The organism is Pseudomonas sp. Sample_10, from assembly GCF_004321495.1.
GTDB lineage: Bacteria > Pseudomonadota > Gammaproteobacteria > Pseudomonadales > Pseudomonadaceae > Aquipseudomonas.
On sequence record NZ_RCOE01000242.1, the window covers coordinates 18,844 to 44,592 of the forward strand.

A 25,749-nucleotide genomic window follows, 5' to 3' on the forward strand; every position below is an offset into this window, starting at 1 on the left:
GGCATGAGTGAAAAAGCAATCTTGAGCTGCCGCAGCCTGGGCAAGTCCTACGAGGAAGGCCCGGAGTCGGTTGAGGTACTGGCCGGTCTGCAACTGGAGTTGCACCCGGGTGAGCGTGTAGCGATTGTCGGCAAGTCGGGTTCGGGCAAGAGTACCTTGCTCAATTTGCTGGGTGGTCTGGATACGCCGTCAACGGGCAGCGTCTGGCTCGACGGTGAAGAACTCTCGGCGCTGAGCGAGAAGAAGCGGGGTTTGCTGCGTAACCGCGCGCTTGGCTTCGTGTACCAGTTCCATCACTTGCTGCCGGAATTCACCGCGCTGGAAAACGTCTGCATGCCGCTGCTGATCGGCAAGACTGCGATCCCCGAAGCGCGCCAGCGTGCCACGGCGTTGCTGGAGCGGGTAGGGCTGGGGCATCGCCTGGAGCACAAACCGGCCGAGTTGTCCGGTGGCGAGCGGCAGCGCGTGGCGATTGCCCGGGCTCTGGTGAACAATCCGGGTCTGGTGATGCTCGATGAGCCGACCGGCAACCTCGATTCACACACCGCCGAAGGCATTCAGGATTTGATGCTGGAACTCAGCACCTCGATGCGCACAGCGTTCCTGGTGGTGACCCACGACATGAACCTCGCCCGCCAGATGGACCGCGTCCTGCACTTGCAGGAAGGTTGCCTGACGCCCATCTGACGGATTGAAACCCGAGGCCTGAACAGGCCTCGGGTCTTTTATTTTTATACGGTGCCCCAGCGAATGTTCAGACCGTTATCGATCTTTATCGGCACGCGCTATACCCGCGCCAAGCGCCGCAATCGCTTCGTTTCCTTCATCTCGATGACTTCGATGATCGGCCTCGCCCTGGGGGTGCTGGCGATGATCGTGGTGCTGTCGGTGATGAACGGCTTCCAGCGTGAAATGAGCTCGCGCATCCTCGGCATGGTGCCGCACGCCACCATCGTCGGTGTAAACCCGATCGATGATTGGCAGCCGGTCGCGGCGGCGGCGATGAAAAACCCGGAAGTGACCGCAGCCGTGCCGTTCACCGAGATGGAAGGCATGCTGTCCTACAAGGGCACGATGCAGCCGATCCAGGTCAGCGGTGTCGATCCGGCGCTGGAAGGTCAGGTGTCGATCGTCGCCAAGCACATCGTCCAGGGGCGTCTCGATGCCTTGAAACCGGGTGAATTCGGCGTCGTGATCGGCGAGATCACGGCGCGGCGCTTTCGCCTGAACGTAGGCGACAAAATCACCCTGATCGTTCCGGAAGTCAGTACTGCACCGGGTGGGATTACTCCGCGCATGCAGCGTCTGAACGTGGTCGGTGTGTTCAAGGTCGGCGCCGAGCTGGATGGCTCGATGGCGCTTATCCACCTTGCCGATGCTGCGCAGATGCAGCATTGGGAGCCGAACCAGGTACAAAGCGTGCGTCTGGCGGTGAAGGATTTGTACGCTGCGCCAAAAGTCTCGGGCGATATCGCCACCGGGCTCGGTGCCGCCTACAAGGCCGATGACTGGACTCACACCCAGGGCAGCCTGTTCAGCGCGATGAAAATGGAAAAAACCATGATCGGCCTGCTGTTGCTGATGATCGTTGCGGTGGCGGCGTTCAACATCATCGCCACCCTGATCATGGTGGTGAACGACAAGGGCGCGGACATCGCGATCCTGCGCACCATCGGTGCCACGCCACGGCAGATCATGGCGATCTTCATGGTGCAGGGCACGGTTATCGGTATCGTCGGCACCCTGATTGGCGGTGTGCTCGGCGTGATCGCGGCGTTGAACGTCAGCGAGATGGTGGGCTGGGTAGAGCGGGTAACCGGGCAGCACATCTTCAGTTCCGATGTGTACTTCGTCAGCAACTTGCCGTCCGAGTTGCAAGGTGCTGATGTTGCGTTGATCTGCACCGCTGGGTTTGTCCTGAGCTTCCTGGCCACGGTTTACCCGGCGTGGCGAGCGGCGAAGATCGAGCCGGCGCATGCGTTGCGGTATTCATAAGGATTACCAGTGCAAGCGACGCTCCGGCAGGAGCGTCGCTTGCTGCGAAAGTGTTGCTCAATCAGATTGCTGTTGGCCACTCGCTAATATAAACATCCATGTTGGCAACACCCTCAATTGATTCGTTGATGTTTTTAACAGTAAACGAGCATGTCGCTTTAAAACGTTTACGCACTTGATCCAGTTCCAGTGTCATTGAACCCTCTATGGCACCGAACGACGTCCACTGACTTTCCTTTCTTTCTTGATAGACCAGGCTTGTTATCATTGGCCCAGGAATCGTGTGGGTGCCACTACGAATGTTTGGATTCAAACCGAAATAAAACAACTGGGCATGCGGGGACGTGGCGTTGTTTTGCGCGGCGGTCAGTATCAACGCGCCTCCAGCAATGATCGTGATGCGAGGTCTGTCGTCTGCGAAAGCACCTCGGTTGCCAAGTTGTGCGTTAAAGTCACTGGCGAGCATTGTCTGAGCTACCAGTGTTGCGGTTGTTTTTTCTTCCATGGTTTTATTCTCGCAATAGGTATTCGTGAACTCTTGGTAAGGAGTGAAAAAACTATATAGCGAGGATGATTTAATGAGGAGCTATCGAGTGGAGTTGTTTGTAATGAACTATGTGTTGGCTGTGCGCAGGCACTATGCGCGCTTGTTGAACTGAATTATGAATGAAGTCGATTGTTGCCTGGATGTGCAGGAGATTTCACCCCCGTGCGCATGGACAATTGACTGGGTAATTGCCAGACCCAGTCCTGCGTGTTCACTGTCGTCTTTTCGCCGCGCTGGATCCGCACGATAGAAACGATCGAACAAGCGTGGAAGCAGGGTATCGGGAATACGATCACCGGTGTTTTCAAAACGTAGAATCGAACTGTCAGCCGAGTCGACGATAACCACTCGGATCTGACCGTCTGGCGGTGTAAAACGTAGCGCATTGTCCAGTAGGTTGGAGAATGCCCTGCGCAGCATATTGCGATCCCCCATTATGAGGGCGCGGCCTTCGCGACTTAAACTGATCTGCGCGTCTTCGGCCAACGGCGCAAAAAAATCCAGCAAGAAATCGACTTCGTCGGCCAATTCCAACGGTTCGCACTGGGGCATCAGCAGGCCATGATCGGCTTTCGCCAGATACAACATGTCATTGACCAGTTGCGCCATCCATTGCAGTTCTTCGAGGTTGCTGTGCAGTGCTTCTCGATAATCTTCGATGGGCCGGGGGCGGGTGAGGGTGACTTGAGTGTGAGTCAACAGGTTCGACAGTGGAGTGCGCAGTTCATGGGCGATGTCAGCGGAGAACGCCGATAACCGCTGAAAGGCGTCGTCGAGGCGCCCGAGCATGGCGTTGAAGTGGTGGGCCAGTTCCGCCAGTTCCGGCGGCATGTTCGCTTCGGGCAGGCGTGCGTTGAGCGATTGTGCCGAAACACCCTTGGCGACCGCACTCATGCGCCGCAACGGCCGCAAACCGCTTTGTGCGGCCCAGGCGCCGAGTAGTGCAGTGGCCAGGGCCGATAGACCCACCGTCAGCCAGATCAGGTGCTGCATGCGTTGCAGGAAATGCTGGTGGTGAGTGATGTCCAGCAACAGAGTCAACTGCGGCGAGTCGGGCTTGTCGGTAAATAGTGGCGCATTCAGGACGCGGTAATCGGTGCCGTCGTTGTTGATTGTCGACAGCCCCGATTGTTGCGGGAGATTGTCGGGCAGGCTTGCCGAACTGTCGTACCAGCGCTTGCCATCGCTTCCGGTGATGCGCAGTGACAGGTCAGCCTGGCGGCTCAACTCATCGGCCAGTTTGATTTTGCTGTCACTCGATTGAATTTCGTGTAGCGCGCGGCGCAGGCCAATCAGCTTGCCATCCAGCAATTGCTGGTCGAGTTCAATGAAGTGCGTTTCGCTGGCACGATTGAACAACACCCCGGCGAACAGCGAAACCACAGCCGTGCATGCCGCGAACAACAACGCCAGACGACTGCTCAAGGATAGTCGACGCATCAGGCAGGGCGCTCCTCGAGCACATAACCCATGCCGCGCACGGTGTGGATGAGTTTGTTGGGGAATTCATCGTCGACCTTCAGGCGTAATCGGCGGATCGCCACCTCGATGACATTGGTGTCACTGTCGAAATTCATGTCCCAGACCTGGGAAGCGATCAGCGATTTGGGCAGGACTTCACCCTGGCGACGCAGGAGCATTTCCAGCAGGGCGAACTCCTTGGCCGTCAGATCGATGCGCTGGCCGTTGCGTTCTACCCGACGGCGTATCAGGTCCAGGCGCAGATCAGCCAGTTGCAGGCTGGTTTCCTGGGGCGATGCGCTGCCACGGCGCAACAGGCTGCGTACCCGTGCCAACAGTTCGGAGAAAGCGAAGGGCTTCACCAGATAGTCGTCGGCGCCCAGTTCCAGGCCATGGACCCGGTCTTCCACCGCATCCCGCGCGGTCAGGAACAGGACCGGTGTATCAAGACCCGCACTGCGCACGGCTTGCAAAATCTGCCAGCCATCGCGACCTGGCAGCATCACGTCGAGAATCAACAAGGCGTAATCGCCGCTCAATGCCAATTGCTGGCCTGTGTTGCCGTCGGCCACCAGTTCGGTGTTGAACCCGGCTTCGGCCAGGCCTTGGCGCAGGTAGTGGCCGGTTTTCGGTTGGTCTTCGACGATCAGCAGTTTCATGGGTGGCTCGGGTCAATTGAGAAGGCTTTATACCGTGGGCGTCAACGGCGCAGGCCCACCTGACAAAGTTGTAATCTGGCTGTCAGGTTGCGGGCAGTGATCGCCGTTTAGAGTTTTGCACAGGCTGAACCTTACCTGGTTGGAGTATGACTATGTTTTTGCGCAAAACGCTGGCGGCAGTCGCGGGTTTGATGGCGCTGACTTCGCCCGCATGGGCTGCGCCGGCGCACCCTTACGATTTTGGCCAGCCGGCCTCTGCCGCCAAGGTGACCCGTAGCATTGAAGTGGTAATGGGTGACATGTCGTTCACCCCCGGTAACATTGCGATCAAATCTGGCGAGACCGTGCGTTTCGTGCTGGTGAATAAAGGCCAATTGCTGCACGAATTCAACCTGGGTGACGCGTCGATGCATGCCAAGCACCAGCAGGAAATGGTGCAAATGCAGCAAAGTGGCATGTTCACGCCTACTGGGGTGAAAGAAATGGACCACGGTGCAATGGCCAGTATGGATCACAGTTCGATGGGACATGACATGAAGGGCGGCATGAAACACGACGATCCCAACAGTGTGTTGGTGGAGCCGGGGAAAACAGCCGAACTGACCTGGACCTTCAACAAGGCCACTCACCTCGAATTTGCCTGCAATATCCCCGGTCATTACCAGGCCGGCATGGTCGGCAAATTGACTGTCAGTCAGTAAGCACTCAAAGGCGCAAGCAAAGGCTGATAGAATCCGCTGATTCTTCAGTCAGGTTTCCGCCATGCATCCCGCAGCCGAACACTCGCCGCTGGGCAAATCCAGCGAATACATCGCCACTTACACGCCGTCCTTGCTGTTCCCGATCCCGCGTACCGCGAAGTGGGCCGAACTCGGCTTGACGGCTGAAACCTTGCCTTACAAAGGCGTCGACTTCTGGAACTGTTTCGAGCTGTCGTGGTTGTTGCCCTCGGGTAAACCCGTGGTGGCGATCGGTGAGTTCAGTATCCCGGCGGATTCGCCGAACATCATCGAGTCGAAATCCTTCAAGCTCTATCTCAACTCGTTGAACCAGACGCCGTTCGCCGACACCGGTACCCTCGAAGCGACGCTGGTCAAAGACCTGTCGGCCGCTGCCGGCAAACCGGTTGGCGTGCGCGTTCGCAGCCTCAAGGATGTCGAAGCCGAAGGCGTCGTGGCGCTGCCCGGCATGTGCATCGACGAACTGGATATCAGCGTCAGCAACTACGAGCATCCGCGCCCGGAACTGCTGCGGTGTGACGACTCGCGCACTGTTGAAGAGAGCGTGCACAGCCATTTGCTCAAATCCAATTGCCCGGTCACCAGCCAGCCGGATTGGGGCAGCGTGGTGGTGGATTACCGTGGCGCGGCGCTGGATCACGCGAGTTTGCTTGAATACATCGTCAGCTTCCGCCAGCACTCGGACTTCCACGAACAGTGCGTAGAGCGCATTTTCCTCGATCTGCAGCGCTTGCTGAAACCGGAAAAGCTGACGGTGTATGCGCGTTATGTGCGCCGTGGCGGGCTGGACATCAACCCGTACCGCAGCACTGAAGAGGTTCAATTGCCGAACCATCGCCTGGTCCGTCAGTAACGAAACCCTGTAGGAGTGAGCCTGCTCGCGATAGCAGTATGTCAGACACCATTGATGTCGACTGACACGCCGTCATCGCGAGCAGGCTCGCTGCTACAGTGGACTGCATTTCAGGCAGCAGACATTAAAAAGCCCCGCTATCGCTAGCGGGGCTTTTTGCGTTTGGCGGGTCAGATCCCCATGTTGGCCAGGGCCTGGCCAATATTGCGCAAGGTGCCGGCAAGGGTAGGGTGTTCGAGTTCGAAGCGATCGATGGCCAGGTTGACACCGTCGGCGAGGCTGGCGTCCTGGGTCTTGGTCTCGAGTTCGAGCTTGAGTTCGATCTGTTGCATCAGTTCGTGCAGGTTTTCGCGCTCGGATTCGGACAGCGGAGGATTCTGTTCCAATTGCTCGCGCAGGGCATTGAGCTGTTCTTGCAGTTCGCGGGCAGGCATGGCGTTCTTCCTTCTCTCAAATGGCACTGGCATAGACCGCAGCGATGCGCCAAAGGTCTATGGCTGACCTTAAGATTAATCCACTCCTGCGTAACCTGCATGCTTCATAGGGTCGCAATCAGGGCTTTTCGCCTTTGAGCCGGCGCAAGCTGATATCTGCCAGGCAGGTGTCGAGTTCACCGAGATGATCGATCACCGAATGCACCCCCAGGCTAAACAGTTGCAGGGTCGCCTTGCCGCGCCTGATATCCCGTTCCTGCTGGGACAGGGCTTGCCATTGTGCGGGTGACAAGCCGCAGAGCGAACCGCAGGACGCCAGCCCGATGGTCCACAATCCGGCGTTCAGCCCCGATTGCAGAAGACGCGGTTCGCCACTGACCAGCACGCAGCCGTCCAGTCTCTCGACATTCAGTGCCATCAATGCTCGCCAGCAGGCATCTGGAGCCGGCCAGGGGTTGTTTGTTGCAGAGTGTTGCGAAGATTTGATCCATGCCGGCAACGCAATCGCCAGGGATCGGCTGATGGCCGGCGAAAGCTCATCAAGCCATGCGCACGGTATTTGTTGGCGCTGCAAACTGTGCAGGCTTTCGAGGGCGCCCGGAGTGGCTTCGGTGTGCTCGACTGAATGACTGCCGTTCAGACGCGCATGAGCGCCGAAATCCACCAGGCAACCACTGAGCCCGAACAGCACGGCCGTCAGGTTTGGCGCAGATTGAGGCTTGGTTTCGGCGTGCGGCATGTCGACGACCCTGAAATAGCCTCGAGGCTAGCGGGCAGCGATGACAGTTGAATGACACGGATGTGAACCGATGACAGCCACACGAATCCCGAGCGCACCCAAGGGGGATGCTGCCTAAAGTAGCCTTTACATCTTATACTAGCGGTCTTTGCGCCCGGCTCAGTCCTAGGCGACGGTACAATCCAAGGAGTTTTTATATGCGCTGGAGCAACCATTTCGCTCAGCTTTGTGTGTGTGCCAGCGCGTTGCTGGTTCCGTTCGTTGCCCAGGCAGCGTCGGAAGACGACCCTTGGGAAAGCATCAACCGTCCAATCTACAAATTCAACGACGTGCTCGACACTTATGCCCTGAAGCCTTTGGCCCAGGGGTACCAGTTCGTGACGCCTCAGTTCCTTGAAGACGGCATCCACAACATGTTCCGCAACGTCGGCGAAGTGACCAACCTCGCCAACGATATCTTGCAGGCCAAACCTGCGGCGGCCGGTGTCGACACCGCTCGTTTGATCTTCAACACCACTTTCGGCCTGCTCGGTTTCTTCGACGTCGGTACCAAGATGGGCCTGCAACGCAACGACGAAGACTTCGGCCAGACGCTCGGTTACTGGGGTGTCGGCAGTGGTCCATACGTGATGCTGCCGCTGCTGGGGCCGAGCACATTGCGTGATGCGCCGTCGAAGTATGTCGACGGTTACACCGGCCCGTACCGCTATATCAACGATGTGCCGGTACGTAACTCGATCTTCGGTCTGAACATCGTCGATACTCGCGCGAACCTGTTGTCGTCCGAGAAGCTGATCACGGGTGACAAGTACACCTTCATTCGTAATGCGTACTTGCAGAACCGTGAATTCAAGGTGAAAGACGGTCAGGTTGAAGACGATTTTTGATCTTTACCGGTAAAGACAGAAGGCGGCCATCGAGCCGCCTTCTGCGTTTTTGAGCGACTGCGGTCCTTACATTGAGTTTCGGTTCTGGCGGTTTTTATAACTCCCGGTGATTTGACATGGATGGATGTCAAGCGACCATCGGCGTGAGCTTGAAACGCCTCGCGGATGGGAGTACCGTCTGCGCCTTAGAAGGGCACCTCTAGTGTACATGCGAGTAGGGCGAATGCTCGAAAACAGTGCAACAGAGAGGCTAGAAGCGAATCCAGTAGTGTGAGCCGGGCTAAAATCCGAGCCGCTACGCCAACCTAATTCTGGCGCCGTTTGCCCACATGCCAAAAACCAGTGCCACGCTGCTGATAATCGATGATGACGAAGTAGTGCGCGCGAGCCTCGCCGCCTATTTGGAAGACAGTGGTTTCAGCGTCTTGCAGGCCAGCAATGGCCAGCAGGGTCTTCAGGTATTCGAGCAAGACAAGCCCGACTTGGTCATCTGCGATCTGCGCATGCCACAGATGGGCGGGCTCGAACTCATTCGCCAGGTCACCGAACTCGCGCCGCAGACGCCAGTGATCGTTGTATCCGGTGCCGGTGTGATGAACGATGCGGTCGAGGCTTTGCGCCTCGGTGCGGCGGATTACCTGATCAAGCCTCTCGAAGATCTGGCCGTGCTCGAGCACTCGGTGCGTCGAGCCCTGGATCGAGCGCGTCTGCTGCTGGAAAACCAGCGCTACCGCGAGAAGCTGGAGAAGGCCAACCGCGAACTCGCCGCCAGCCTGAACCTGCTCCAGGAAGACCAGAACGCCGGTCGCCAGGTACAGATGAACATGCTGCCGGTCAGCCCCTGGACCATTGACGAGTTCAAGTTCGCCCACCAGATCATCCCGTCTCTGTATCTGTCGGGTGATTTTGTCGACTATTTCCGGGTCGACGAGCGTCGAGTCGCGTTCTATCTGGCCGACGTTTCCGGTCATGGCGCCTCTTCAGCCTTCGTTACGGTGTTGCTGAAGTTCATGACCACGCGCCTGCTGTTCGAATCGAAGCGCAGCGGCACATTGCCGGAATTCAAGCCTTCAGAAGTCCTTGGTCATATCAACCGGGGGCTGATCAGTTGTAAGCTGGGTAAACACGTCACAATGGTCGGTGGAGTCATCGACGAGGAGACAGGTTTGTTGACCTATAGCATCGGCGGTCATTTGCCGTTGCCAGTGTTGTACACACCCGACAGTGTTCGTTATCTGGAAGGGCGTGGTTTGCCGGTTGGCCTCTTCAACGAGGCCACCTACGAAGACCACGTGCTGGAACTGCCGCCGACGTTCAGCCTGACGCTGATGTCTGATGGCATTCTGGACCTTTTGCCAGAACCCACACTCAAAGAAAAAGAAGCTGCGTTGCCCCAACGGGTCAAGGCAGCGGGCGGCAGCCTGGATGGTCTGCGGCAGGTTTTTGGATTGGCCACGCTAGGGGAGATGCCGGATGATATCGCCCTGTTGGTGTTGAGCAGGAATCTTCAATGAGTACCGGTAGAATCCAGTTCGCCGAGCAGGACGGCACTTTTGTCCTGAAGTTCGTCGGTGAAGTTCGCCTGACCCTGTGTTCGGCGTTGGATGCGACTATTGAGAAGATCTTCACTGCGTTGAATTTCAACGCCATCGTGATCGACCTGACCGAAACCCGCAGCATCGACAGCACCACCCTGGGCCTTTTGGCCAAGCTGTCGATCCTTTCGCGGCAAAAGGTCGGCCTGCTGCCGACCGTCGTCACCACCCACGAAGACATTACCCGTCTTTTGCAATCCATGGGCTTCGAGCAGGTGTTCAACATCGTTGACAAGCCTGTGCCGTGCCCGGAATGCCTGGATGATCTGCCAGATCAGGATCAGTCTGAAGAAGTGGTGCGGATCAAAGTGCTCGAAGCACACAAGATCCTCATGGGCCTGAACGATTCCAACCGTGAAGCGTTCCATGACCTGGTGAATGCGCTGGAGCGGCACTGATTCCCTGTAAACCTTCAGAACACCGCTGAACTGTGGCGAGGGAGCTTGCTCCCGCTGGGCTGCGAAGCTGCCCCAAAGGCTACAACCGAGTAGCATCAGGCACACAACAAACGAAGGTTTACGGCTGCGCGCAGCCCAGCGGGAGCAAGCTCCCTCGCCACACATCTCATTTGCCACAGCACCATAAAAAAGGGCGAACCCACCAGGGTTCGCCCTTTTTTGCATTACGCCAACTCAGATCACAGCTTGGCTTGCAGCAGTGCCTCGAGTTTTTCCTGGTCACGAGCAAACTGACGAATGCCCTCAGCCAGTTTTTCGGTCGCCATGGCGTCTTCGTTGGACAGCCAGCGGAACTGTGCTTCGTTGAGGTTCAGGCGTGCTTCACCGGCGTGCCCCGGCGCCAGTTTGCGCTCCAGCTTGCCGGTGTCCGCCGCCAGCTTGTCGATCAGGTCCGGGCTGATGGTCAGACGATCGCAGCCGGCCAGTTGTTCGATCTGGCTCAGGTTGCGGAAGCTGGCGCCCATGACCACGGTTTTGTAGTCATTGGCCTTGTAGTAGTTGTAGATACGCGTCACCGATTGCACGCCCGGATCATCCGCGCCGGTGAACTCGTTACCGGTGGCTTTCTTGTACCAGTCGTAGATGCGGCCCACGAACGGCGAAATCAGGAACACCCCGGCGTCGGCACAAGCCGCGGCCTGGGCGAAAGAGAACAGCAGGGTCAGGTTGGTCTGGATGCCTTCCTTTTCCAGGATCTCGGCAGCGCGGATGCCTTCCCAGGTGGAGGCGATCTTGATCAGCACGCGGTCGCGGCCAATGCCGGCCTTTTCGTACAGTTCGATCAGGCGGTGCGCACGCTTGAGCACGGCATCGGTGTCGAACGACAGGCGTGCATCCACTTCGGTGGAAATACGGCCCGGAATGACCTTGAGGATTTCTTGCCCCACCGCGACGCCGAATCGGTCGCTGGCCAGGCCTACATCGCCCTTGCAGTCATTGACGCAAGCGTTCAGCAGTTCGGCATAAGCGGGGATGGCCGCAGCCTTGAGCAGCAGGGAAGGGTTGGTGGTGGCGTCTACCGGCTTAACGCGAGCGATCGCTTCGAAGTCGCCGGTGTCGGCAACCACGGTGGTCATTTGTTTGAGTTGTTCCAGCTTGGAAGTCATGGGCGTGCTCTGTCCTGTGGGTCTGATGACATTACCCGAGCGCTGACAGCCACTCAAGGGTGTGTACGTGTATCGATGGCCCCTGCGGCAACAACCAGACAACGATTGTTTTAAAGACGGGGCGAGGTATCGATGAATACGATGCCAAAACAGCTCACAGGTTCAAAGCAACCGACCTGCGAACAGACCGGTCGCGGTTGCACGGTGACTACTCGGCGTTCAGGTGGGTTTCGACCGTGATTTTCGCCGGTTTGGGTTGGCCGTCGGAGGTCAGCAGGCCGAAATTCTTCTCCCGGTCATTGCTGCCCGATTCAGTGTTTCTCCATTCGTAGATGGAGGTCAGCGGGATATTCAGCCGTTTCACATCGGCAATGAAAGTAGCGATTTTGCTGGCTTGTCCTTCAGCACCACCATTGGAAGTGAGCGCCGAAACACCCCATTCACTGATGACGCCCGGCAAATGGAAGTTTTGCTGGATAAACGTCTGTGCGTTGCTGATCTGGGTGCTCGTCATGCCATAGGGGTGGTAGGAAATGGCATTCAGGCATTTCGGGTATTCGCTGACGATGCGGTTCAGCGCTACCGTCGAGGCAGAGCCCGCAGTCGGTGGGCGGGCGAAGCCGAAGCCGACCCGTGGCGTCGATTGCGGTTTGTCTTGCAGCGACTTGCACATGGCGCTCATGAACGGCACGAATGTCGTGTCGAAATTGCGTGTCGGCCAATAGGTCTCAAGATCGGGTTCATTCCAGATTTCAATCGCCACCAGCTGCGTGCTGTAGGAGGTTTCCAGTCTCGACACCGTGTTGGCAAACGATTCGCCAGCCGTTGTCAGCTCACTGATATTGCCTGTCGCGGCCATCAACGGCTTGATGGCGCGTACGGTGAGCAAAACCGGCAGGCCAGCGGACCTGGCCGCCGCAAAGGCATCGCTGACCTGTTTCTGATAGGCCGCAGCAGTCAGGCTGTCGCTCCATACACCGAAGCGTACAAAGCTGAACCCTGCCGCTTTGATCTGCGCGGCGTCGGCAGCGGAAAAGCTCTGGATCTTGACCTGCACACCAATGGTCTTGGTAGGCAGGTTAGGGAACAGTTCGCTGGCTTGAACCTGAGTCGTTGCACCCAGCGCGATCAGGCTTAGCGCGCCGAGTCGTTTGAGATGTGCTGATTTCATGTCTGCTCTCCTGATGAGAAGTGACAACTTCGAATAGATATCTCTTTACTCATGTTTCGATAATGAAGCAGGTATGAAGTGCGTGAATGTTATTTTTTGTCGGAAATCTATCGGCTGAAAATCACAGTTATTTTTAGTCCGCTAATTCTGGTTGGGTGCCTTTTAAGTGCTGTGGTACTTAATGCTTCGGTACTAACAGGTGAATCTATTTCTGAGTGCAGGAAGATTCGTGGGGTTCATTAAAACCCTCGCGACATGTTGGCCGTTTGACATTACTCGGGAAAGTAAAATCTTGTTCAAAAAGATCCTGGTCGTCTGCGTGGGCAATATATGCCGAAGTCCGACAGCAGAGCTTTTGCTGCGTGACGCGCTGGCCTCTACAACGATCGCAGTGGCCTCCGCAGGGCTGTCCGCAAGGGTGGGCGAGTCCATGGAAGCGTCAGCCCGGCAGATTCTCGAAGACCGTGGGCACTGTGCCGAAGCCTTCAAGGCGCGGCAATTGACGCCCGACATCGTCAATGAGTCAGACCTGATTCTGGTCATGGAAAAACAGCATGTAAAACAAGTATTGAATATTGCCTCTCACGCCAGAGGCAAAGTCTTTCTGCTCGGTAAATGGCAGAGCGAGCGCGAAATACAAGATCCATATCGTCAAGGCAAGGCCGCTTTTATTCATGCCCATGCATTGATTGAAGATGCTGTTAGCTCATGGGCGCAACGCCTCGCGCGTTGATGAATATTCTTCAGATCAATGAATGGTAAGAACAGACTTATGCAGTTACCGTCCGTAATCGGCACCCGCGACAACGATCAAGACAGCATTGATCTTCTCGGTATATTTGGCAGTTTGATCGATCAGAAATGGTTGATCGGCGCGCTCACCGGAGCCTTTATGGTGACCGGCGTTGCCTATGCGGTTTTGGCGACACCGGTGTACCTGGCGAACGCGCTGGTGCAGGTCGAGCCGAAGAAGAACGACATGCTCGGGTTTTCCGATCTCAACAGCATGCTCGGCGGGCAATCGCCCTCGGTGACCGAAATCGGCATCATCAAGTCCCGCGCGGTGATCGGCAAAACGGTCGATGACCTGCGCCTGGATATCGATGTCACCCCCAATACCTTCCCGGTCATCGGCGGTTTTCTTGCCCGACGTTATCGCGGCGAAACCGAGTTCAGTGTCGCGGCCCCGCGTTTCGGTCTCAACAGCTACGCCTGGGGTGGTGAGCGACTGGAGATCAGCCGGCTCAATCTGCCAAAAGAACTGCTCGGCAAGAAACTCACGCTGGTCGCCGGTGAGCAGCAACGATTCCAGTTGTTCGATGAAAACGACAACCTGCTGGTCGATGGCGTCGCTGGCCAAGCGTTCAAACAGGACGACGTGGAAGGCTTGATCGCTCAGCTGTCGGCAAACCCCGGCACGCGTTTCGAAGTAGTGCGCAATCCGCGGATCGTGACCATTCAGGGTTACCAGGATGCGCTGGATATTTCCGAGCAAGGCAAGGAATCGGGAATCATCCGTTTGGCCCTGGCCAGCACCGATGCGGCCGAGGCCGTGAAAATCCTCAACAAGATCTCTTCGTTGTATGTGCAGCAGAACGTGCAACGCACCTCGGCGGAAGCGGCGCAGAGCCTGGAGTTCCTGCAAGGCCAATTGCCGCAGGTCAAGCGTGATCTGGCCAAGGCCAGCGAGGCACTCAACGGTTATCAAACCCGTGGCAAGACGGTCAATATTTCCCTCGAAACCCAATCGGTGCTGGAACAGGTTGTCAGCCTCGACACGCGGATCTCCGAACTGAAAATGCAACAGGCGGAGCTGGACCGCAAGTTCACCAAACAGCATCCAGCGTACCGCGCGCTGATGACCCAGCTCGGCGAGCTGACCCAGCAACAGAAGGCACTGGAGAGCAAGGCCCAGGACCTGCCCGCCACGCAACAGGAATTGCTCAACCTGACCCGCGATGTGGAAGTGGCGTCGCAGATTTATACGCAACTGCTGAACAAATCCCAGGAACTGGACATTGTCCGGGCAGGGGCGGTGGGCAACGTGCGGTTGATCGACACTGCGGATGTCGACATGACCAATCCGGTCAAGCCGCGCAAACCCTTGATCGTGCTGATTGCAACCTTCCTTGGCGCCTTCTTCGGGGTGGCGCTGGTGTTGCTGCGCAAATCCTTGAGTCGAGGACTGGAAGGGCCGGAAGCCATCGAACAACTCGGCCTGCCGGTTTACGCGTCGATTCCCTACAGCGCATTGCAGCAGGAAGAGGACAGCAAAAAAGGTCGTACCCGGGACGGCGTGGACAAACCGGCCTACCTGCTGGCCTTGCGCAACCCGACGGATCTGTCGATCGAGTCGATTCGCAGCTTGCGTACCTGCCTGCATTTTGCCGGGCTCGATTCGACCAACAACCGCATCATGATTTCCGGCCCGAGCCCGCAGGTCGGCAAGACGTTCGTGTCCTCCAACCTCGCAGCGGTGATGGCGCAAAGCGGGCAGCGCGTGGTGCTGATCGATGCCGACATGCGCAAAGGTCATTTGCACAAAACCCTGAACACACCGATCACCAATGGTTTGTCGGACCTGCTGGTCAAGCGCTGCAGCATCGAGCAGGCGATCAACAAAGTCGAAGTCGACAACCTGCATTTCATCAGTCGTGGCCAGGTCCCGCCCAATCCTTCCGAGCTGTTGATGCACGCCAACTTTCGCGAACTGCTGGCGCAACTCAGCGAGCTTTACGACCTGGTGATCATCGATACGCCGCCGCTGTTGGCCGTGACCGATGCGGCGATTGTCGGTCGTGAAGCGGGCATCAGCCTGATTGTCACGCGCTTCGGGGTGAACCCGGCCAAAGAAATCGAACTGACGATTCGCCGCTTCGCGCAGAACGGCATCGAGTTGAAAGGTGCGGTGTTCAACGGCGTCGAGAAACGTGCGGCCAGCTATTACGGCAACGGCGGTTACGGCTACTACAGCTACGAATACGCGTCCGACAAGTCCTGAGTTTTGACGATTGTCCTTTCATGTTTGAAGTGGGTGAACTGTGAAAAAAATACTGCACGTGGCAGAGACGATCAAAGGTGGCGTCGCGACCGTTATCCGCACTATTTCGGCTTCGCCGGACGATGACGTCGCGAACTACGAACTGGTGTATCTGGTCCCGCAGGATCAGGAAAAAGAACTGCACGGCATCCAAGCGCAGCAGATCCGCACCTTCGCCCGCTCCGGGCGCAATGTGCCGTCGTTGCTGCGCTTCGCTTGGCGTCTGACCCAGGTGATGCTCAAGGAAAAGCCCGATGTGGTGCATTTGCACAGCACGTTTTCCGGGGTGATCGGCCGTTGTGTCTGCGTGCTGTTGCGACCGTGGCGCAAGCCGAAAATCGTCTACTGCCCGCATGCGTTTTCATTCCTGATGGAAAGCTCGCCGATCAAGCAGAAGGTCTATGCATCGATCGAGCGGATGTTGCAGAAAGTCACCGACGTGATCATTTGCGTCAGCCAGTACGAGCTGGACAAAGCCGCGCGGTTTGGCATCGAGCGCAAACGCATGAAGCTGATCTACAACGGCATTCACCGCAAGGATGACGCGCCGAAAACCAGCAGCCCCGAGCCGATTCACTTGCTCTTCGTCGGCCGCCTCGACTATCAGAAAGGCTTCGATGTGTTGCTCAAGGCCTTCGCCAAGGTGCAGCGCAACGACTTGAAACTGACGGTGGTTGGCAGTGCGGTCAATGAGGATTCGGTCGAGTGTCCGCCAATGGACGCCGTTGAATACCTGCCGTGGGTCACGCCGAACGAAGTGCAGGTGCTGTATCAGAAAGCCGATGCGCTGATTGTGCCCAGTCGTTGGGAAGGCTTCGCCATGGTGCCGCTGGAAGGCATGGCCATGGGCTTGCCGGTGATCGCCAGCAATTGCACGTCGCTGCCCGAGCTCGTCACTGATGAGGTGTCCGGCTACGTCTTTCCCAGCGGCGACCACCACGCGTTGGCCGATGTGCTGAAGAAAATCCAGAAACCGCGCTTGCTCGACCTTGGCAGCGAAGGGCGCAGCATCGTGCGCGAGCGTTTCAGCGCCGCCTTGATGATTCGCCAGACCTACGACCTGTATCGCGCTCCCTCTTTTTAAGTAGAACTCAAGCATATGAACGTAACGATTTTGCATGGCTACAGTGCGTCCAACTCCGGTGACGGGCTGCTCGTCGATTTGGCCATTGAGTTGGTGCAGCGAAACTTCGGCGAAGACACTTCGATCAGCGTGGTGGCCTCCGATCCGCAGTCCTTCAGCTACTTGCCACACCCGCGTTTTGAGGCCCCGGTGATGGCGGCCAAAGGCTTGGGTCGGGTCAAGCAAGCGGTGTTCCTCAACCAGTCCTACGCAGGCCTGGCGGATCTGTTGAAAAAAACCGACCTGATCGTCGGTGTTGGCGGCGGCTACATGCGCTCCAAAAGTGCCTTCGAACACATCAAGCTGAAACTGGGGCACGCCAAGCAACTGGAAACGGCAATCCTCAGCAAAGTGCCGTCGGTTTACCTGCCGCAAAGCATTGGGCCGTTCCACGGCGAGAGCCGCAGGATCGTCGAGCATTACGCCAGCGCCGACGCGGTGTTCGTGCGGGACAATCGCTCCTCGGCGATCTTTGATGCTTACGAAAATGTCTACCGTGCGCCGGACCTGGCAGTCCAGTCCCTGGCTAGCAAAATCCTCGCGCAACCCAAGTTCACCCGTTGCGCATCGTCGCCGGCAACGGTGTGCGTGGTGCTGCGCAAGCCGCCGGAGTGGAGCAAGGAAAAGAAGCTCGCCTATGTGGCCAACCTGAAGTTGCTGCTGCAGCGCCTGAAGAACAAAAGCAAGGTGGTATGCGCCGTGCAAAGCGCGGTACGCGGCAACGATGACGGCGCGTTTTATCGCGAGTTGGGCATTAACGAAGACCTGCTGCCATTGAAGGCGACACTGGCCAAATACCAGCCGGACCTGGTGATTTCCGTGCGTCTGCACGGCGCCATCGAATCGCTGCTTTCCGGCGTCCCGGCGTACCACATCAGCTACGAGCGCAAAGGCTTTGGCGCCTATCAGGACATGGGCGTGGAAGACTGGGTGATCAATGGCGGCGACATTGATGTCGATACCATCATCAACACGGTCTACGCACCGAATGCACTGTCGAATTTCGGCAAACGCCTGACCGATACCTGCCGCGAGATCGAAGCGAAAACCGTGGCCATGGACGAGATCATCAAAGGTATCGTTCGATGATATTTCGGCTGTTGCTTCGCGGAGGGGCATTAGGCGCGAAGTTTTTGCTGGTGTTGGCCATCACCCATTACCTGGGTTATGAGGCACTGGGCTTTTACGGCGTGGTGGTCGCGGCGTCGTTGATCGCCTCGAAGTTCTACAGCGTCGGGTTCAGTTCCGAGATCAATCGATTGATCAGCGTGGGTGGGACGTCGCGGCGGGTGGTCGACAAGGTTTTGCTGTTGTATCTGGCGGTGGGGTTGCTGCTGTCGGTGGTGACAGTGCTGGTTTACTCGCTGTTCCAGGCCGTCGAGGCGACGACTGCGCTGATCCTCTGTGTGACGCTGGTACTGCTCACCGAACACCTGTCCTTCGAAATCAATTCCTTCGTGTTTTCCGCGCAGAAAGCCACGGCGGGTGCGTTGCTGTTTTTTGTCAAGACCGGTCTGTGGGCGGTGCTGGCGGTGGGCGGGATGATGCTCGGCTGGGTGTCCGGCATCGCCAGTGTGTTGTGGCTTTGGGTGGCGGCGAACGTGTTGGTGATCGTCGCCGGTTATCTGATTGTGGTGAACGTGCACAAAGGCCGGGTCAGTGGCACGCTGGCCACCGCAACCGTGTGGAAGGCCGGGCTGCCGTTCTATCTTGGCACAGGCTTGATCGCGCTCAGCCAGTATGCCGAGCGCTTTCTGATCATCGATCTGGAGCCCTACGCCAGCCTCGGTAAATACGTATACGCCTGGTCGGCGGCCAACACCTTGCAAGCGCTGTCCTACGCGGTGGTGGCAGTGGTGGGTATTCCGGTGCTCGCCAAGCGGTTTCAGGCGGACCAACAGCCGTTCACGGTCAGGCAATTGTTCGTCAACAAATGGGTGATGCGCTCGCTGGTGGTGTCTGCCGCGGTGGCGGTGCTGATTTATCTGTTCTTCAATGTTGTGCTCGATTATGTCGGCGCGGCGGTTCCGCGACCGGACAACGCAATCCTCGGCGTGCTGATTTTTTCCTTTGCCTTGCGCGCTATCGGCGACATCGTCTGGGGTGGGTTGATCGCCTCGAAAAACAGTCGGGTGTCATTGGCGAGCGCAGTCATATGCCTGCTGGTTTCAGTGCCGGTCAGCTACCTGCTGATCAAGCACTATTCGATCTACGGCGCCGCCTGGGGCAACGTTTTCGCAATCATTGTGCAGCTCGGGGTCATTGCGCTGTTGACCCGCATGACCGGCGCAAAAAAGGCAGCACTGTCATGGGCCTGAAGCTGCCGTGCATCGAGTTCCGCGGCAAGAAGCTCGACTCATCGATTTCCTTCCTGATTCTGTTTACCGGGTTGTTCCTGTCGGTGGCCATGCCGATGTTGGTCCCACGCGCTCCCGGCCCTGATGCCATGACCTTGTGGTCGTCCTACGCGCGAGCCGACAACTGCAATTTCTGGAACCCGTTCTCGCCGGATCGCTCTTCCTATGAGTGTTCGGCATTCCTGTTGCGGCCCACCGGGATCAACCTGACCAATGCCTGGGCCTACGGCATGTTCTGCAATTTTTTGCTCACGGCGATTCCGGTGGTGGTGTTTCGCCGCATGCCGTTGGCGATTTTCGGCACTCTGTGTCTGTGGGGCATTGTCCGTTCGTTTTTCCTGGAGAACCTGACCAAGGAAATCATCGTGTCGGTGGCGGTGTTGAGCATTCTGCTCAGTTCGTTGACGCGCAAATATCGCGGCGGGTTTTTCCTCTCGGCAGTGATCTACGGCGTGCTGATCCGGCCTTACTGGATTCTGTTTTCACTGTCCTGGGTCGGCGTCTGCGTGATGAAGAAATACGTCTCGCGCTTCACCTTCTTCCTGATGCTGTTTCTGTTCTACCTGGCGGTCGCCATGGCAATCCAGGTCGCGCTCGGCTTTCCGGTGTCGTCGATTCGCGCCAGCAACAACGAACTGCGCACGGCGGGGGAGGAGGGTTCCAAGTCGTTGATCGTTTCGTGGCTCAGCGGCAGCGACTTCGTTTCCCAGGCCCTGGACTCGATGATCATCTTTTTTCGGTTGTCGTTCCCCGTGGAGCTGATTTTGCTGTCGGGGCCGGGCCAGGTGATCTTCGTGGCGTTGATGATCATGACCGCGTTGCTGCTGTTCAAGGTCATCACCTCGACCGATTACAAGGGTGCGCCGATCCAGACCAAGCCTAAGGAGCTGATCGCGATTCCGCTGGCATTCCTGCTGGTTCAAGGCCTGTTCGAGCCGGACTTCGGCTCCTTTGCCCGGCACTTCTCGATGGTGGTGCCTGTGTTGTTCGTGGGCCTGGGATTGATGTTGCGGGCAAACAAACCGGTACAGGTTGAATCACGCGTTCTGAATTGAGGCTTGTTTTATGTCGAGCAAGAAAAAGTCCCTGGAGATCGAAACCCTGCGCGGTCTGGCGTGCCTGCTGCTGGTGCTCTATCACGTCATCGGCCCGCTGGGCGGCGGCTTGAAGATCGACCTGGGCTCGCCGTTCCGGGTGATCGCCGACTCCATGGTGTATGTGCGCATGCCGCTGTTCACCTTCATCTCGGGCTACATCTATTCCATCTACAAAATCCGCGGCAATGACTTTTCCGCATTCTTCAGCGGCAAGGTTCGACGGCTGATCGTGCCGCTGTTTTGCGTAGGCATACCGTTCTCGGTGTTGCAGGCGGTTGGCCCGGGCGTGAACAAGGATGTCGGCGTGATCGACGCGTTGTTGTCGTTCTGGGTACCGATCAACCACTTCTGGTTCCTGCAGGCGGTGTTCATCATTTTCATGTTTGTCGGCCTGCTGGAGTGGCGTGGGCTGTTGCGCACCGCAACGCGCTTGAATCTGCTGTTCGCCTTTGCGGCGGTGGTGTTTTTGCTGCCGCCATTCACGCTCGACGCGTTCGGCATCAACGGCGCGATCTATCTGCTACCGTTTTTTGTGGCGGGGATGATCGGCCAGGAAAATGTCAGCGCGTTGAAGCAGCGGTTCAAGGTGATTGGCCCGCTGGTGTTCGTGATGATCACGCTAACGCTGCTGTACGTGGCGGCGGTCGACCGGGAGTTGATCGTCGACCGCCGCAGCCTGATCGGTTTGACGGTGGGGTGCGTGTCCTGCATGGCGCTGCTGGCGAGTGACCTGCGTTCGAAGGCACTGACCTGGCTGGGCGGCTATTCCTATGCGATCTTCCTGTTCCATGTTTTGTTTGCGGCTACATCGCGGTTTGTCCTGGGGCGGTTGGGTGTGAAGGATGAGAGTCTGCTGGTGTTCGGCGGCGTGACTTGTGGTTTGCTGGGACCGGTGGTGCTTTCGATGATTTTCAGTCGATTCAACTTCACCTCCGTGCTGTTTCTGGGTGAGCGTGCTGCGACAAAAAAGCCTGCGGCGAGCATCGCTCCGGTGGCGCAGACCCAATGATTGTCCGAGGGAAGGAAGCAATGCATGTTGGCAGTTGATGACATTCAGCCCGTTGCTGCTTCGGTGATTGAGGTTGGCGACGCGCGCGAGCGGTTTGCTCAGTGGCGTGAAGGCAAGGCTGGCCAGGTTCTGTCGATCTCGGTGATCGGCGACAGCTACAGCGCCGGACAGGATTTTTATCTGAACAAACTGGTGCAGCGCGTGGCCGGGGAGGTTGGTTTTGCCGGCCCCGGCTATGTCGGCTTCAACCACGGCGCGGCGCTGGGTGGCACGCATTTCAAATACACCCGCAGCAGCGAAAAGTACTTCGGCGGGGATTGGCAAGTGTCCGGCCTCGGCCAAGCCAGTCCCGACAGCCGCACGGTAATGGGCCGCCCCGGCGCATGGCTGCAGATCGATGCCAGCCCGACGCCGGCCATCAGCACCGCCGTGACTCAGGCGAAATTGCTTTACCTGGGCAACGGCGAGCCCAATGAGATCCGCTACCGCTGGACCCCGTCGCAAGACTGGCAGCCCTTGACACTTGCCGGCTCAGGGGTTCAGGAGGTGCCGCTGCCCGGCGTATCGCCGGCGCCGGACTGGGCGTTCCGGCTGGAAGTGGTGAAGGGCACGCCAACCCTGTTCGGTCTGTGGATGAACAACGATCAGGGCGGCGTGCGGGTTTCCAAGCTGGCCGCCTCCGGCGCCGCATCCGGGGACTTCTACCACAGCGATAGCCACTGGCAGACGCAGTGGAAGGCGGCGGTGTCGAGCATTCCTGCGGACATTTACCTGATCATGCTCGGTGGCAACGATCAAGGCTTCGGCGTCAAACCCGAGCAGTATCTGAAGAACGTTCAAGGGCTGGTGGGGATGGTGCGCCAGATCCAGCCGAAGGCGAGCATCAATCTGATCCTGCGTCAGGACACCACACGCTCCAGTGCTTACCCGATGTCGGCGTATGCGCAGGTGTTGCAGCCCTGGGCGCAGGCGGAGCATCTGGGTTATCTCGATTTGCAGTGCGCGTTCGGACCCGACGTCAAACGCTATGCCGCCGCCATGATCGGCCCGGACAAGATTCATCCGGTTCCGGCCACGGGTGGGCGGGTGATTGCCGATTACTTCTATCGCTGGATGGTGGGCGGGCAGGACCGTTGCGACGCGTCGCTTTGACTGCTGTTGCCACAGAACTGCAGGAGCGAGCCTGCTCGCGAAAAACTCAATAACACCGTAGTCCTTCAGGATGCGCGCGTTATCGTTGACGACCATCGCGAGCAGGCTCGCTCCTACAGGAGAGCTGTTTCGAAGTGCTGCAAATGACTCAGCAGTTCTGCCGTTTTGAGCGGCATCAATTGCGTGGCGCAGCGGGTTTCCACATTGATGATGATGGCCGGTTCGTTGCAGCAAATGCGCACCCGGAACCGCCAGTCGCTGAAAATCACTTTCAAGCCATCGCGGTCGTCGACTTCCAGAGCCTGTTCGCCATACAGCTTTTTCAAGTGGGCGAGGAGGGGATAGGGGTTGCGTATCGGCCGGCGAATGTCTCCGGACGAGGGAAACATGCCGATCCGTTCCACCAGCAGCGTGCTGCCCAACCAGGGCTCATTGGCGCTGGGTAATGGCTGATGGCGCGACAACCAGGTCATCACGCCGAGGTTGCCCACCTCCAGTTCATTGTCTGCCGAGTGTTTTGCGTTGTTCATGATGGCTTGCCTGAATGAAGAGTGGGCGTGTGGTTGGTGTGGAGCGTTGGATCGGCTTGGGCCAGGTCAGAGACCCTTGAGGTACACGTTGTCGTAGCAAAAATTGGTCGCTTCGAGATAGCCCTCCGCGCCGCCGCAATCGAAGCGCATGCCTTTGAACTTGTAGGCCAGCACGCAGCCGTTCTGGGCCTGCTTCATCAATGCGTCGGTGATCTGGATCTCGCCACCTTTGCCGGGTTGGGTGTCGGCGATGAGGTCGAAGATATCCGGCGTCAGAATGTAGCGGCCGATGATCGCCAGATTGGACGGGGCGTCTTGCGGGCTGGGTTTTTCCACCATGTTGTTGACCCGGTAGATGCCTTCGGAGATCAGCTCGCCAGCAATTACGCCGTACTTGTGAGTCTGGTCGCGCGGCACTTCCTGAATGGCCACGATTGAGCAGCGGAATTTTTTGTAGAGCTGGATCATCTGCGTGAGCACGCCGTCACCTTGCAGGTTCAGGCACAGGTCATCGGCCAGCACCACCGCGAAGGGCTCATCGCCGATCAATGGGCGGCCGCTGAGAATCGCGTGGCCCAGGCCTTTCATTTCGACCTGACGGGTATAGGAGAAGGTGCAGGTGTCGATGAGTTCGCGGGTGCCAGCGAGGAACTTCTCTTTCTCGGTGCCACGAATCTGGTGCTCCAGTTCATAGCTGATGTCGAAGTGGTCTTCCAGTGCACGCTTGCCCCGCCCGGTGACGATTGCCATGTGCTGCAGGCCGGCGTCCCGGGCTTCTTCAACGGCGTACTCGATCAACGGCTTGTTGACGATCGGCAGCATTTCCTTGGGCATGGCTTTGGTTGCCGGCAAGAAACGCGTGCCATAGCCGGCAGCGGGGAACAAACATTTACGAATCATAAAAGTATCCTGGACAGTCACGGCACATCGTCAACGAGTGCGCGCAATAACGAGTGATTGCAAGTTTCAATGAGTATTGAAGGTGTACTTTAATACCCGAGTCAGGTTGTTAATGGCAATTAGTGGTAGTGGCAGAATGTGCCAATGTTATGAGATGTCGGATAGATACTTGTTAGTTATTTTTAGTCGGTATCTGTTGATAGTGAGGAAGGCGTTGGAGTGCTAATAAGTACCGGGCAATACAGTTTGACCTGCAAAAATATTTATTGCCAGTCGTTGAACTAAATTTGTTTTAGGTTGTTGTCGCCCTGTTTGTGTGGTTCACGACACATCTTCAATGCACAGGGCTTGACACGCTATTGAGTACTTTCCTCTCTATGGACCGCACTATGAAAATTCTGGTAACGGGTGGAGCCGGATATATCGGCTCGCACACCACACTCGCGCTGCTTGAAGCAGGCTATGAAGTTGTAGTGCTGGATAATCTTTGCAATAGCAGTGATGCGGCGCTGCATGCGGTTGAAGCCATTTGCGGCAAAAGTGCGCTGATGATTCGCGGCGATGTGTGCGACAGGGCTTTGCTGGATCGGATTTTTCAAGAGCATGCCATTGATGCAGTGCTACACTTTGCCGGGCTCAAGGCGGTGGGCGAGAGCGTGCGCAAGCCGCTTGAGTACTATGAGACCAACGTCAGCGGCAGCATTACGCTGTGTCAGGCGATGGCTGCTGCGGGGGTGTTCCGCCTGGTGTTCAGTTCATCGGCCACAGTCTATGGCGCGCCGGATCAGATGCCGATTCGCGAGGATTTCCCCACGGGCAATCCGACCAATCCCTACGGCCAATCGAAGCTGATCGTCGAGAACGTGCTGCGCGACCTGAGCCTGGCGGAGCCGCGCTGGAGCATCGCGCTGTTGCGCTATTTCAATCCAATCGGCGCGCATGACAGCGGGCAGATGGGTGAAGACCCAAATGGCATTCCCAATAACCTGGTGCCTTACATCAGCCAGGTCGCGGTCGGCAGTCTGCAAGAGCTGTCGATCTTCGGTGACGATTACCCGACGATCGACGGCACTGGCGTGCGTGACTACATCCACGTCGTGGACCTTGCGGACGGGCATCTCAAGGCATTGCAGTCCATCGCCGGGCGTACCGGCATTCATACCTGGAACCTCGGTACGGGCGATGGCTACAGCGTGATGCAAGTGCTGCGGGCTTTCGAGCAAGCGAGTGGGCAGTCGGTGCCGTATCGCGTGATGCCGCGTCGTTCGGGCGATGTTGCCCAGAGCTGGGCTGATCCGTCCAAGGCCGCGAAAGAGTTGGGCTGGAAGGCAACACGCAACTTGCAGCAAATGATGACCGACACCTGGCGCTGGCAATCGAATCATCCCAAGGGTTATCTCGGATGATGTCGTTTTGGCTCAATGTTATTTCCAGTCAGGTTGTTAGATAACGTCGGGAAAATACACTGGAAATGCCTTTTGCATATCCGTAGATATAAACCTGCCGTTTGACGTTTATCAGTCAGGAGTGACTGTGAATGAATGACGGATCTTGTTCGCACTTTTTGCGACTTGAACTCTACCACCTCTAACGGAACGCCCGGTGTTAATCGGGTTGAATGTTAGAAAGGAGTTGATATGAGAAAAGTGATGGCAGTTGCCCTGTTGACGATGTTGAGCAACTGGGCTGCCGCAGCTGAAGCACCGCTGACTGCGGTGACCAATGTAGTTGGCAGTGTAGCGGCTTCTCAAGCCCCTGCAGCTAGTACTGCAATGGTTGCCAGTGCAATAGCGGCGTCAAACAGCGGTGGCAGTGCCAACGGCGGTACCACCGGTACGACCGGTACCACAGGTACCACCGGCACGCACAACTAACAGAAGTTTTGTTAGTGCAGTA

At 57.5% G+C, this 25,749-nt stretch carries 26 protein-coding genes; 17 read left to right on the forward strand and 9 right to left on the reverse strand.

Annotation, left to right across the window (positions count from 1 at the left end):
• Window positions 1-3 precede the first annotated feature (3 nt).
• Together lolD and D8U18_RS23870 are read left to right on the forward strand one after the other, a co-directional pair.
• Window positions 4-687 (forward strand): lipoprotein-releasing ABC transporter ATP-binding protein LolD, encoded by a 684-nt coding sequence (gene lolD / locus D8U18_RS23865; RefSeq protein WP_177336614.1) that lies wholly within the window; start codon window positions 4-6, stop codon window positions 685-687.
• 63 nt (window positions 688-750) lie between these two features.
• Window positions 751-1,995 carry a lipoprotein-releasing ABC transporter permease subunit gene (locus D8U18_RS23870; protein ID WP_056857032.1) on the forward strand — a complete coding sequence of 415 codons (1,245 nt, stop codon included), beginning with the start codon at window positions 751-753 and terminating at the stop codon, window positions 1,993-1,995.
• A gap of 61 nt (window positions 1,996-2,056) precedes the next feature.
• On the opposite strand, the gene D8U18_RS23875 is transcribed toward D8U18_RS23870, so the two are convergent.
• The 3 genes from D8U18_RS23875 to D8U18_RS23885 form a co-directional block, all read right to left on the reverse strand.
• Window positions 2,057-2,500, reverse strand: coding sequence for a hypothetical protein (locus D8U18_RS23875; RefSeq protein ID WP_130903724.1), 444 nt, complete (start codon window positions 2,498-2,500; stop codon window positions 2,057-2,059).
• Window positions 2,501-2,632: 132 nt separating this feature from the next.
• Window positions 2,633-3,982 (reverse strand): heavy metal sensor histidine kinase, encoded by a 1,350-nt coding sequence (locus D8U18_RS23880; protein WP_131108636.1) that lies wholly within the window; start codon window positions 3,980-3,982, stop codon window positions 2,633-2,635.
• On the reverse strand, window positions 3,982-4,662 hold the full coding sequence (locus tag D8U18_RS23885; RefSeq protein ID WP_056857035.1) for a heavy metal response regulator transcription factor: 681 nt from the start codon (window positions 4,660-4,662) through the stop codon (window positions 3,982-3,984). The genes D8U18_RS23880 and D8U18_RS23885 overlap by 1 nt, the downstream gene beginning before the upstream one ends.
• 152 nt (window positions 4,663-4,814) lie before the next feature.
• Between D8U18_RS23885 and D8U18_RS23890 the strand changes: the two genes are divergently transcribed.
• Together D8U18_RS23890 and queF are read left to right on the forward strand one after the other, a co-directional pair.
• A complete protein-coding gene (locus tag D8U18_RS23890) occupies window positions 4,815-5,363 on the forward strand; it encodes a cupredoxin family protein (protein ID WP_131108638.1) in 549 nt (182 codons plus the stop codon).
• Between the two features lie 61 nt (window positions 5,364-5,424).
• Window positions 5,425-6,255, forward strand: a complete 831-nt coding sequence (gene queF / locus D8U18_RS23895; RefSeq protein ID WP_131108641.1) for an NADPH-dependent 7-cyano-7-deazaguanine reductase QueF — start codon at window positions 5,425-5,427, stop codon at window positions 6,253-6,255.
• A gap of 170 nt (window positions 6,256-6,425) precedes the next feature.
• Here queF and D8U18_RS23900 read toward each other — a convergent pair whose 3' ends face one another.
• Together D8U18_RS23900 and D8U18_RS23905 are read right to left on the reverse strand one after the other, a co-directional pair.
• Entirely contained in the window at window positions 6,426-6,689 is a 264-nt protein-coding gene (locus D8U18_RS23900; protein WP_056857038.1) for a DUF4404 family protein, read from the reverse strand.
• A gap of 118 nt (window positions 6,690-6,807) precedes the next feature.
• Window positions 6,808-7,428, reverse strand: coding sequence for an HAD family phosphatase (locus tag D8U18_RS23905; RefSeq protein WP_131108643.1), 621 nt, complete (start codon window positions 7,426-7,428; stop codon window positions 6,808-6,810).
• A 197-nt stretch (window positions 7,429-7,625) separates the two neighbouring features.
• Here D8U18_RS23905 and D8U18_RS23910 point away from each other — a divergent pair, with 197 nt between their 5' ends.
• From D8U18_RS23910 to rssC, 3 genes are all read left to right on the forward strand, one after another.
• Entirely contained in the window at window positions 7,626-8,315 is a 690-nt protein-coding gene (locus D8U18_RS23910; RefSeq protein WP_056857040.1) for a VacJ family lipoprotein, read from the forward strand.
• Window positions 8,316-8,644: 329 nt separating this feature from the next.
• Window positions 8,645-9,829, forward strand: a complete 1,185-nt coding sequence (gene rssB, locus D8U18_RS23915; protein ID WP_056857041.1) for a two-component system response regulator RssB — start codon at window positions 8,645-8,647, stop codon at window positions 9,827-9,829.
• The gene (gene rssC, locus D8U18_RS23920) at window positions 9,826-10,308 is read left to right on the forward strand and encodes an anti-sigma factor antagonist RssC (protein ID WP_131108645.1); all 483 of its coding nucleotides are present in this window, start codon (window positions 9,826-9,828) and stop codon (window positions 10,306-10,308) included. Before rssB ends, rssC begins: the two co-directional genes overlap by 4 nt.
• 239 nt (window positions 10,309-10,547) lie before the next feature.
• Here the strand turns inward: rssC and tal are convergent, their stop codons facing one another.
• Both tal and D8U18_RS23930 read right to left on the reverse strand, forming a co-directional pair.
• Complete coding sequence (tal, locus tag D8U18_RS23925) at window positions 10,548-11,474, reverse strand: transaldolase (protein WP_056857043.1); 927 nt, start codon at window positions 11,472-11,474, stop codon at window positions 10,548-10,550.
• A gap of 208 nt (window positions 11,475-11,682) precedes the next feature.
• Window positions 11,683-12,645, reverse strand: a complete 963-nt coding sequence (locus D8U18_RS23930; protein ID WP_131108647.1) for a glycosyl hydrolase family 5 — start codon at window positions 12,643-12,645, stop codon at window positions 11,683-11,685.
• Between the two features lie 292 nt (window positions 12,646-12,937).
• On the opposite strand from D8U18_RS23930, the gene D8U18_RS23935 reads away from it, so the two are divergent.
• From D8U18_RS23935 to D8U18_RS23970, 8 genes are read left to right on the forward strand one after another with little or no spacing between them, the layout of a single operon-like run.
• The gene (locus D8U18_RS23935; protein WP_056857102.1) at window positions 12,938-13,378 is read left to right on the forward strand and encodes a low molecular weight protein-tyrosine-phosphatase; all 441 of its coding nucleotides are present in this window, start codon (window positions 12,938-12,940) and stop codon (window positions 13,376-13,378) included.
• A gap of 39 nt (window positions 13,379-13,417) precedes the next feature.
• Window positions 13,418-15,646 carry a polysaccharide biosynthesis tyrosine autokinase gene (locus D8U18_RS23940; protein ID WP_131108649.1) on the forward strand — a complete coding sequence of 743 codons (2,229 nt, stop codon included), beginning with the start codon at window positions 13,418-13,420 and terminating at the stop codon, window positions 15,644-15,646.
• Between the two features lie 40 nt (window positions 15,647-15,686).
• Window positions 15,687-16,769, forward strand: coding sequence for a glycosyltransferase (locus tag D8U18_RS23945; RefSeq protein ID WP_056857046.1), 1,083 nt, complete (start codon window positions 15,687-15,689; stop codon window positions 16,767-16,769).
• 15 nt (window positions 16,770-16,784) lie between these two features.
• Window positions 16,785-17,897, forward strand: a complete 1,113-nt coding sequence (locus D8U18_RS23950; protein WP_131108651.1) for a polysaccharide pyruvyl transferase family protein — start codon at window positions 16,785-16,787, stop codon at window positions 17,895-17,897.
• Window positions 17,894-19,126, forward strand: coding sequence for a polysaccharide biosynthesis C-terminal domain-containing protein (locus D8U18_RS23955; RefSeq protein ID WP_131108653.1), 1,233 nt, complete (start codon window positions 17,894-17,896; stop codon window positions 19,124-19,126). Before D8U18_RS23950 ends, D8U18_RS23955 begins: the two co-directional genes overlap by 4 nt.
• Window positions 19,117-20,220: a hypothetical protein gene (locus D8U18_RS23960; protein ID WP_056857049.1), complete on the forward strand. Its 1,104-nt coding sequence runs from the start codon at window positions 19,117-19,119 to the stop codon at window positions 20,218-20,220. The genes D8U18_RS23955 and D8U18_RS23960 overlap by 10 nt, the downstream gene beginning before the upstream one ends.
• A 10-nt stretch (window positions 20,221-20,230) precedes the next feature.
• Complete coding sequence (locus D8U18_RS23965) at window positions 20,231-21,271, forward strand: acyltransferase (protein WP_056857050.1); 1,041 nt, start codon at window positions 20,231-20,233, stop codon at window positions 21,269-21,271.
• Window positions 21,272-21,295: 24 nt separating this feature from the next.
• Window positions 21,296-22,423 carry a GDSL-type esterase/lipase family protein gene (locus D8U18_RS23970; RefSeq protein WP_131108655.1) on the forward strand — a complete coding sequence of 376 codons (1,128 nt, stop codon included), beginning with the start codon at window positions 21,296-21,298 and terminating at the stop codon, window positions 22,421-22,423.
• A 113-nt stretch (window positions 22,424-22,536) separates the two neighbouring features.
• Here D8U18_RS23970 and D8U18_RS23980 read toward each other — a convergent pair whose 3' ends face one another.
• Entirely contained in the window at window positions 22,537-22,953 is a 417-nt protein-coding gene (locus tag D8U18_RS23980) for a hypothetical protein (protein ID WP_056857052.1), read from the reverse strand.
• A gap of 66 nt (window positions 22,954-23,019) precedes the next feature.
• The gene (gene galU, locus D8U18_RS23985; protein WP_056857053.1) at window positions 23,020-23,853 is read right to left on the reverse strand and encodes a UTP--glucose-1-phosphate uridylyltransferase GalU; all 834 of its coding nucleotides are present in this window, start codon (window positions 23,851-23,853) and stop codon (window positions 23,020-23,022) included.
• A 389-nt stretch (window positions 23,854-24,242) separates the two neighbouring features.
• On the opposite strand from galU, the gene galE reads away from it, so the two are divergent.
• Window positions 24,243-25,259, forward strand: coding sequence for a UDP-glucose 4-epimerase GalE (galE, locus tag D8U18_RS23990; protein ID WP_130907234.1), 1,017 nt, complete (start codon window positions 24,243-24,245; stop codon window positions 25,257-25,259).
• A 231-nt stretch (window positions 25,260-25,490) separates the two neighbouring features.
• Window positions 25,491-25,727 carry a hypothetical protein gene (locus tag D8U18_RS23995; RefSeq protein ID WP_056857055.1) on the forward strand — a complete coding sequence of 79 codons (237 nt, stop codon included), beginning with the start codon at window positions 25,491-25,493 and terminating at the stop codon, window positions 25,725-25,727.
• Window positions 25,728-25,749: the final 22 nt, after the last annotated feature.

What these genes read in the sequence shown, in the direction of transcription:
- galU (WP_056857053.1), bottom strand. Translation starts at nt 23,853, where the DNA reads ATGATTCGTAAATGTTTGTTCCCCGCTGCCGGCTATGGCACGCGTTTC.
- galE (WP_130907234.1), top strand. Translation starts at nt 24,243, where the DNA reads ATGAAAATTCTGGTAACGGGTGGAGCCGGATATATCGGCTCGCACACC.
- rssB (WP_056857041.1), top strand. Translation starts at nt 8,645, where the DNA reads ATGCCAAAAACCAGTGCCACGCTGCTGATAATCGATGATGACGAAGTA.
- D8U18_RS23960 (WP_056857049.1), top strand. Translation starts at nt 19,117, where the DNA reads ATGGGCCTGAAGCTGCCGTGCATCGAGTTCCGCGGCAAGAAGCTCGAC.
- D8U18_RS23995 (WP_056857055.1), top strand. Translation starts at nt 25,491, where the DNA reads ATGAGAAAAGTGATGGCAGTTGCCCTGTTGACGATGTTGAGCAACTGG.
- D8U18_RS23980 (WP_056857052.1), bottom strand. Translation starts at nt 22,953, where the DNA reads ATGAACAACGCAAAACACTCGGCAGACAATGAACTGGAGGTGGGCAAC.
- D8U18_RS23890 (WP_131108638.1), top strand. Translation starts at nt 4,815, where the DNA reads ATGTTTTTGCGCAAAACGCTGGCGGCAGTCGCGGGTTTGATGGCGCTG.
- D8U18_RS23940 (WP_131108649.1), top strand. Translation starts at nt 13,418, where the DNA reads ATGCAGTTACCGTCCGTAATCGGCACCCGCGACAACGATCAAGACAGC.
- D8U18_RS23870 (WP_056857032.1), top strand. Translation starts at nt 751, where the DNA reads ATGTTCAGACCGTTATCGATCTTTATCGGCACGCGCTATACCCGCGCC.
- rssC (WP_131108645.1), top strand. Translation starts at nt 9,826, where the DNA reads ATGAGTACCGGTAGAATCCAGTTCGCCGAGCAGGACGGCACTTTTGTC.
- D8U18_RS23885 (WP_056857035.1), bottom strand. Translation starts at nt 4,662, where the DNA reads ATGAAACTGCTGATCGTCGAAGACCAACCGAAAACCGGCCACTACCTG.
- D8U18_RS23905 (WP_131108643.1), bottom strand. Translation starts at nt 7,428, where the DNA reads ATGCCGCACGCCGAAACCAAGCCTCAATCTGCGCCAAACCTGACGGCC.
- D8U18_RS23970 (WP_131108655.1), top strand. Translation starts at nt 21,296, where the DNA reads ATGTTGGCAGTTGATGACATTCAGCCCGTTGCTGCTTCGGTGATTGAG.
- lolD (WP_177336614.1), top strand. Translation starts at nt 4, where the DNA reads ATGAGTGAAAAAGCAATCTTGAGCTGCCGCAGCCTGGGCAAGTCCTAC.
- D8U18_RS23930 (WP_131108647.1), bottom strand. Translation starts at nt 12,645, where the DNA reads ATGAAATCAGCACATCTCAAACGACTCGGCGCGCTAAGCCTGATCGCG.
- queF (WP_131108641.1), top strand. Translation starts at nt 5,425, where the DNA reads ATGCATCCCGCAGCCGAACACTCGCCGCTGGGCAAATCCAGCGAATAC.
- D8U18_RS23910 (WP_056857040.1), top strand. Translation starts at nt 7,626, where the DNA reads ATGCGCTGGAGCAACCATTTCGCTCAGCTTTGTGTGTGTGCCAGCGCG.
- D8U18_RS23965 (WP_056857050.1), top strand. Translation starts at nt 20,231, where the DNA reads ATGTCGAGCAAGAAAAAGTCCCTGGAGATCGAAACCCTGCGCGGTCTG.
- D8U18_RS23880 (WP_131108636.1), bottom strand. Translation starts at nt 3,982, where the DNA reads ATGCGTCGACTATCCTTGAGCAGTCGTCTGGCGTTGTTGTTCGCGGCA.
- D8U18_RS23955 (WP_131108653.1), top strand. Translation starts at nt 17,894, where the DNA reads ATGATATTTCGGCTGTTGCTTCGCGGAGGGGCATTAGGCGCGAAGTTT.
- D8U18_RS23950 (WP_131108651.1), top strand. Translation starts at nt 16,785, where the DNA reads ATGAACGTAACGATTTTGCATGGCTACAGTGCGTCCAACTCCGGTGAC.
- tal (WP_056857043.1), bottom strand. Translation starts at nt 11,474, where the DNA reads ATGACTTCCAAGCTGGAACAACTCAAACAAATGACCACCGTGGTTGCC.
- D8U18_RS23875 (WP_130903724.1), bottom strand. Translation starts at nt 2,500, where the DNA reads ATGGAAGAAAAAACAACCGCAACACTGGTAGCTCAGACAATGCTCGCC.
- D8U18_RS23900 (WP_056857038.1), bottom strand. Translation starts at nt 6,689, where the DNA reads ATGCCTGCCCGCGAACTGCAAGAACAGCTCAATGCCCTGCGCGAGCAA.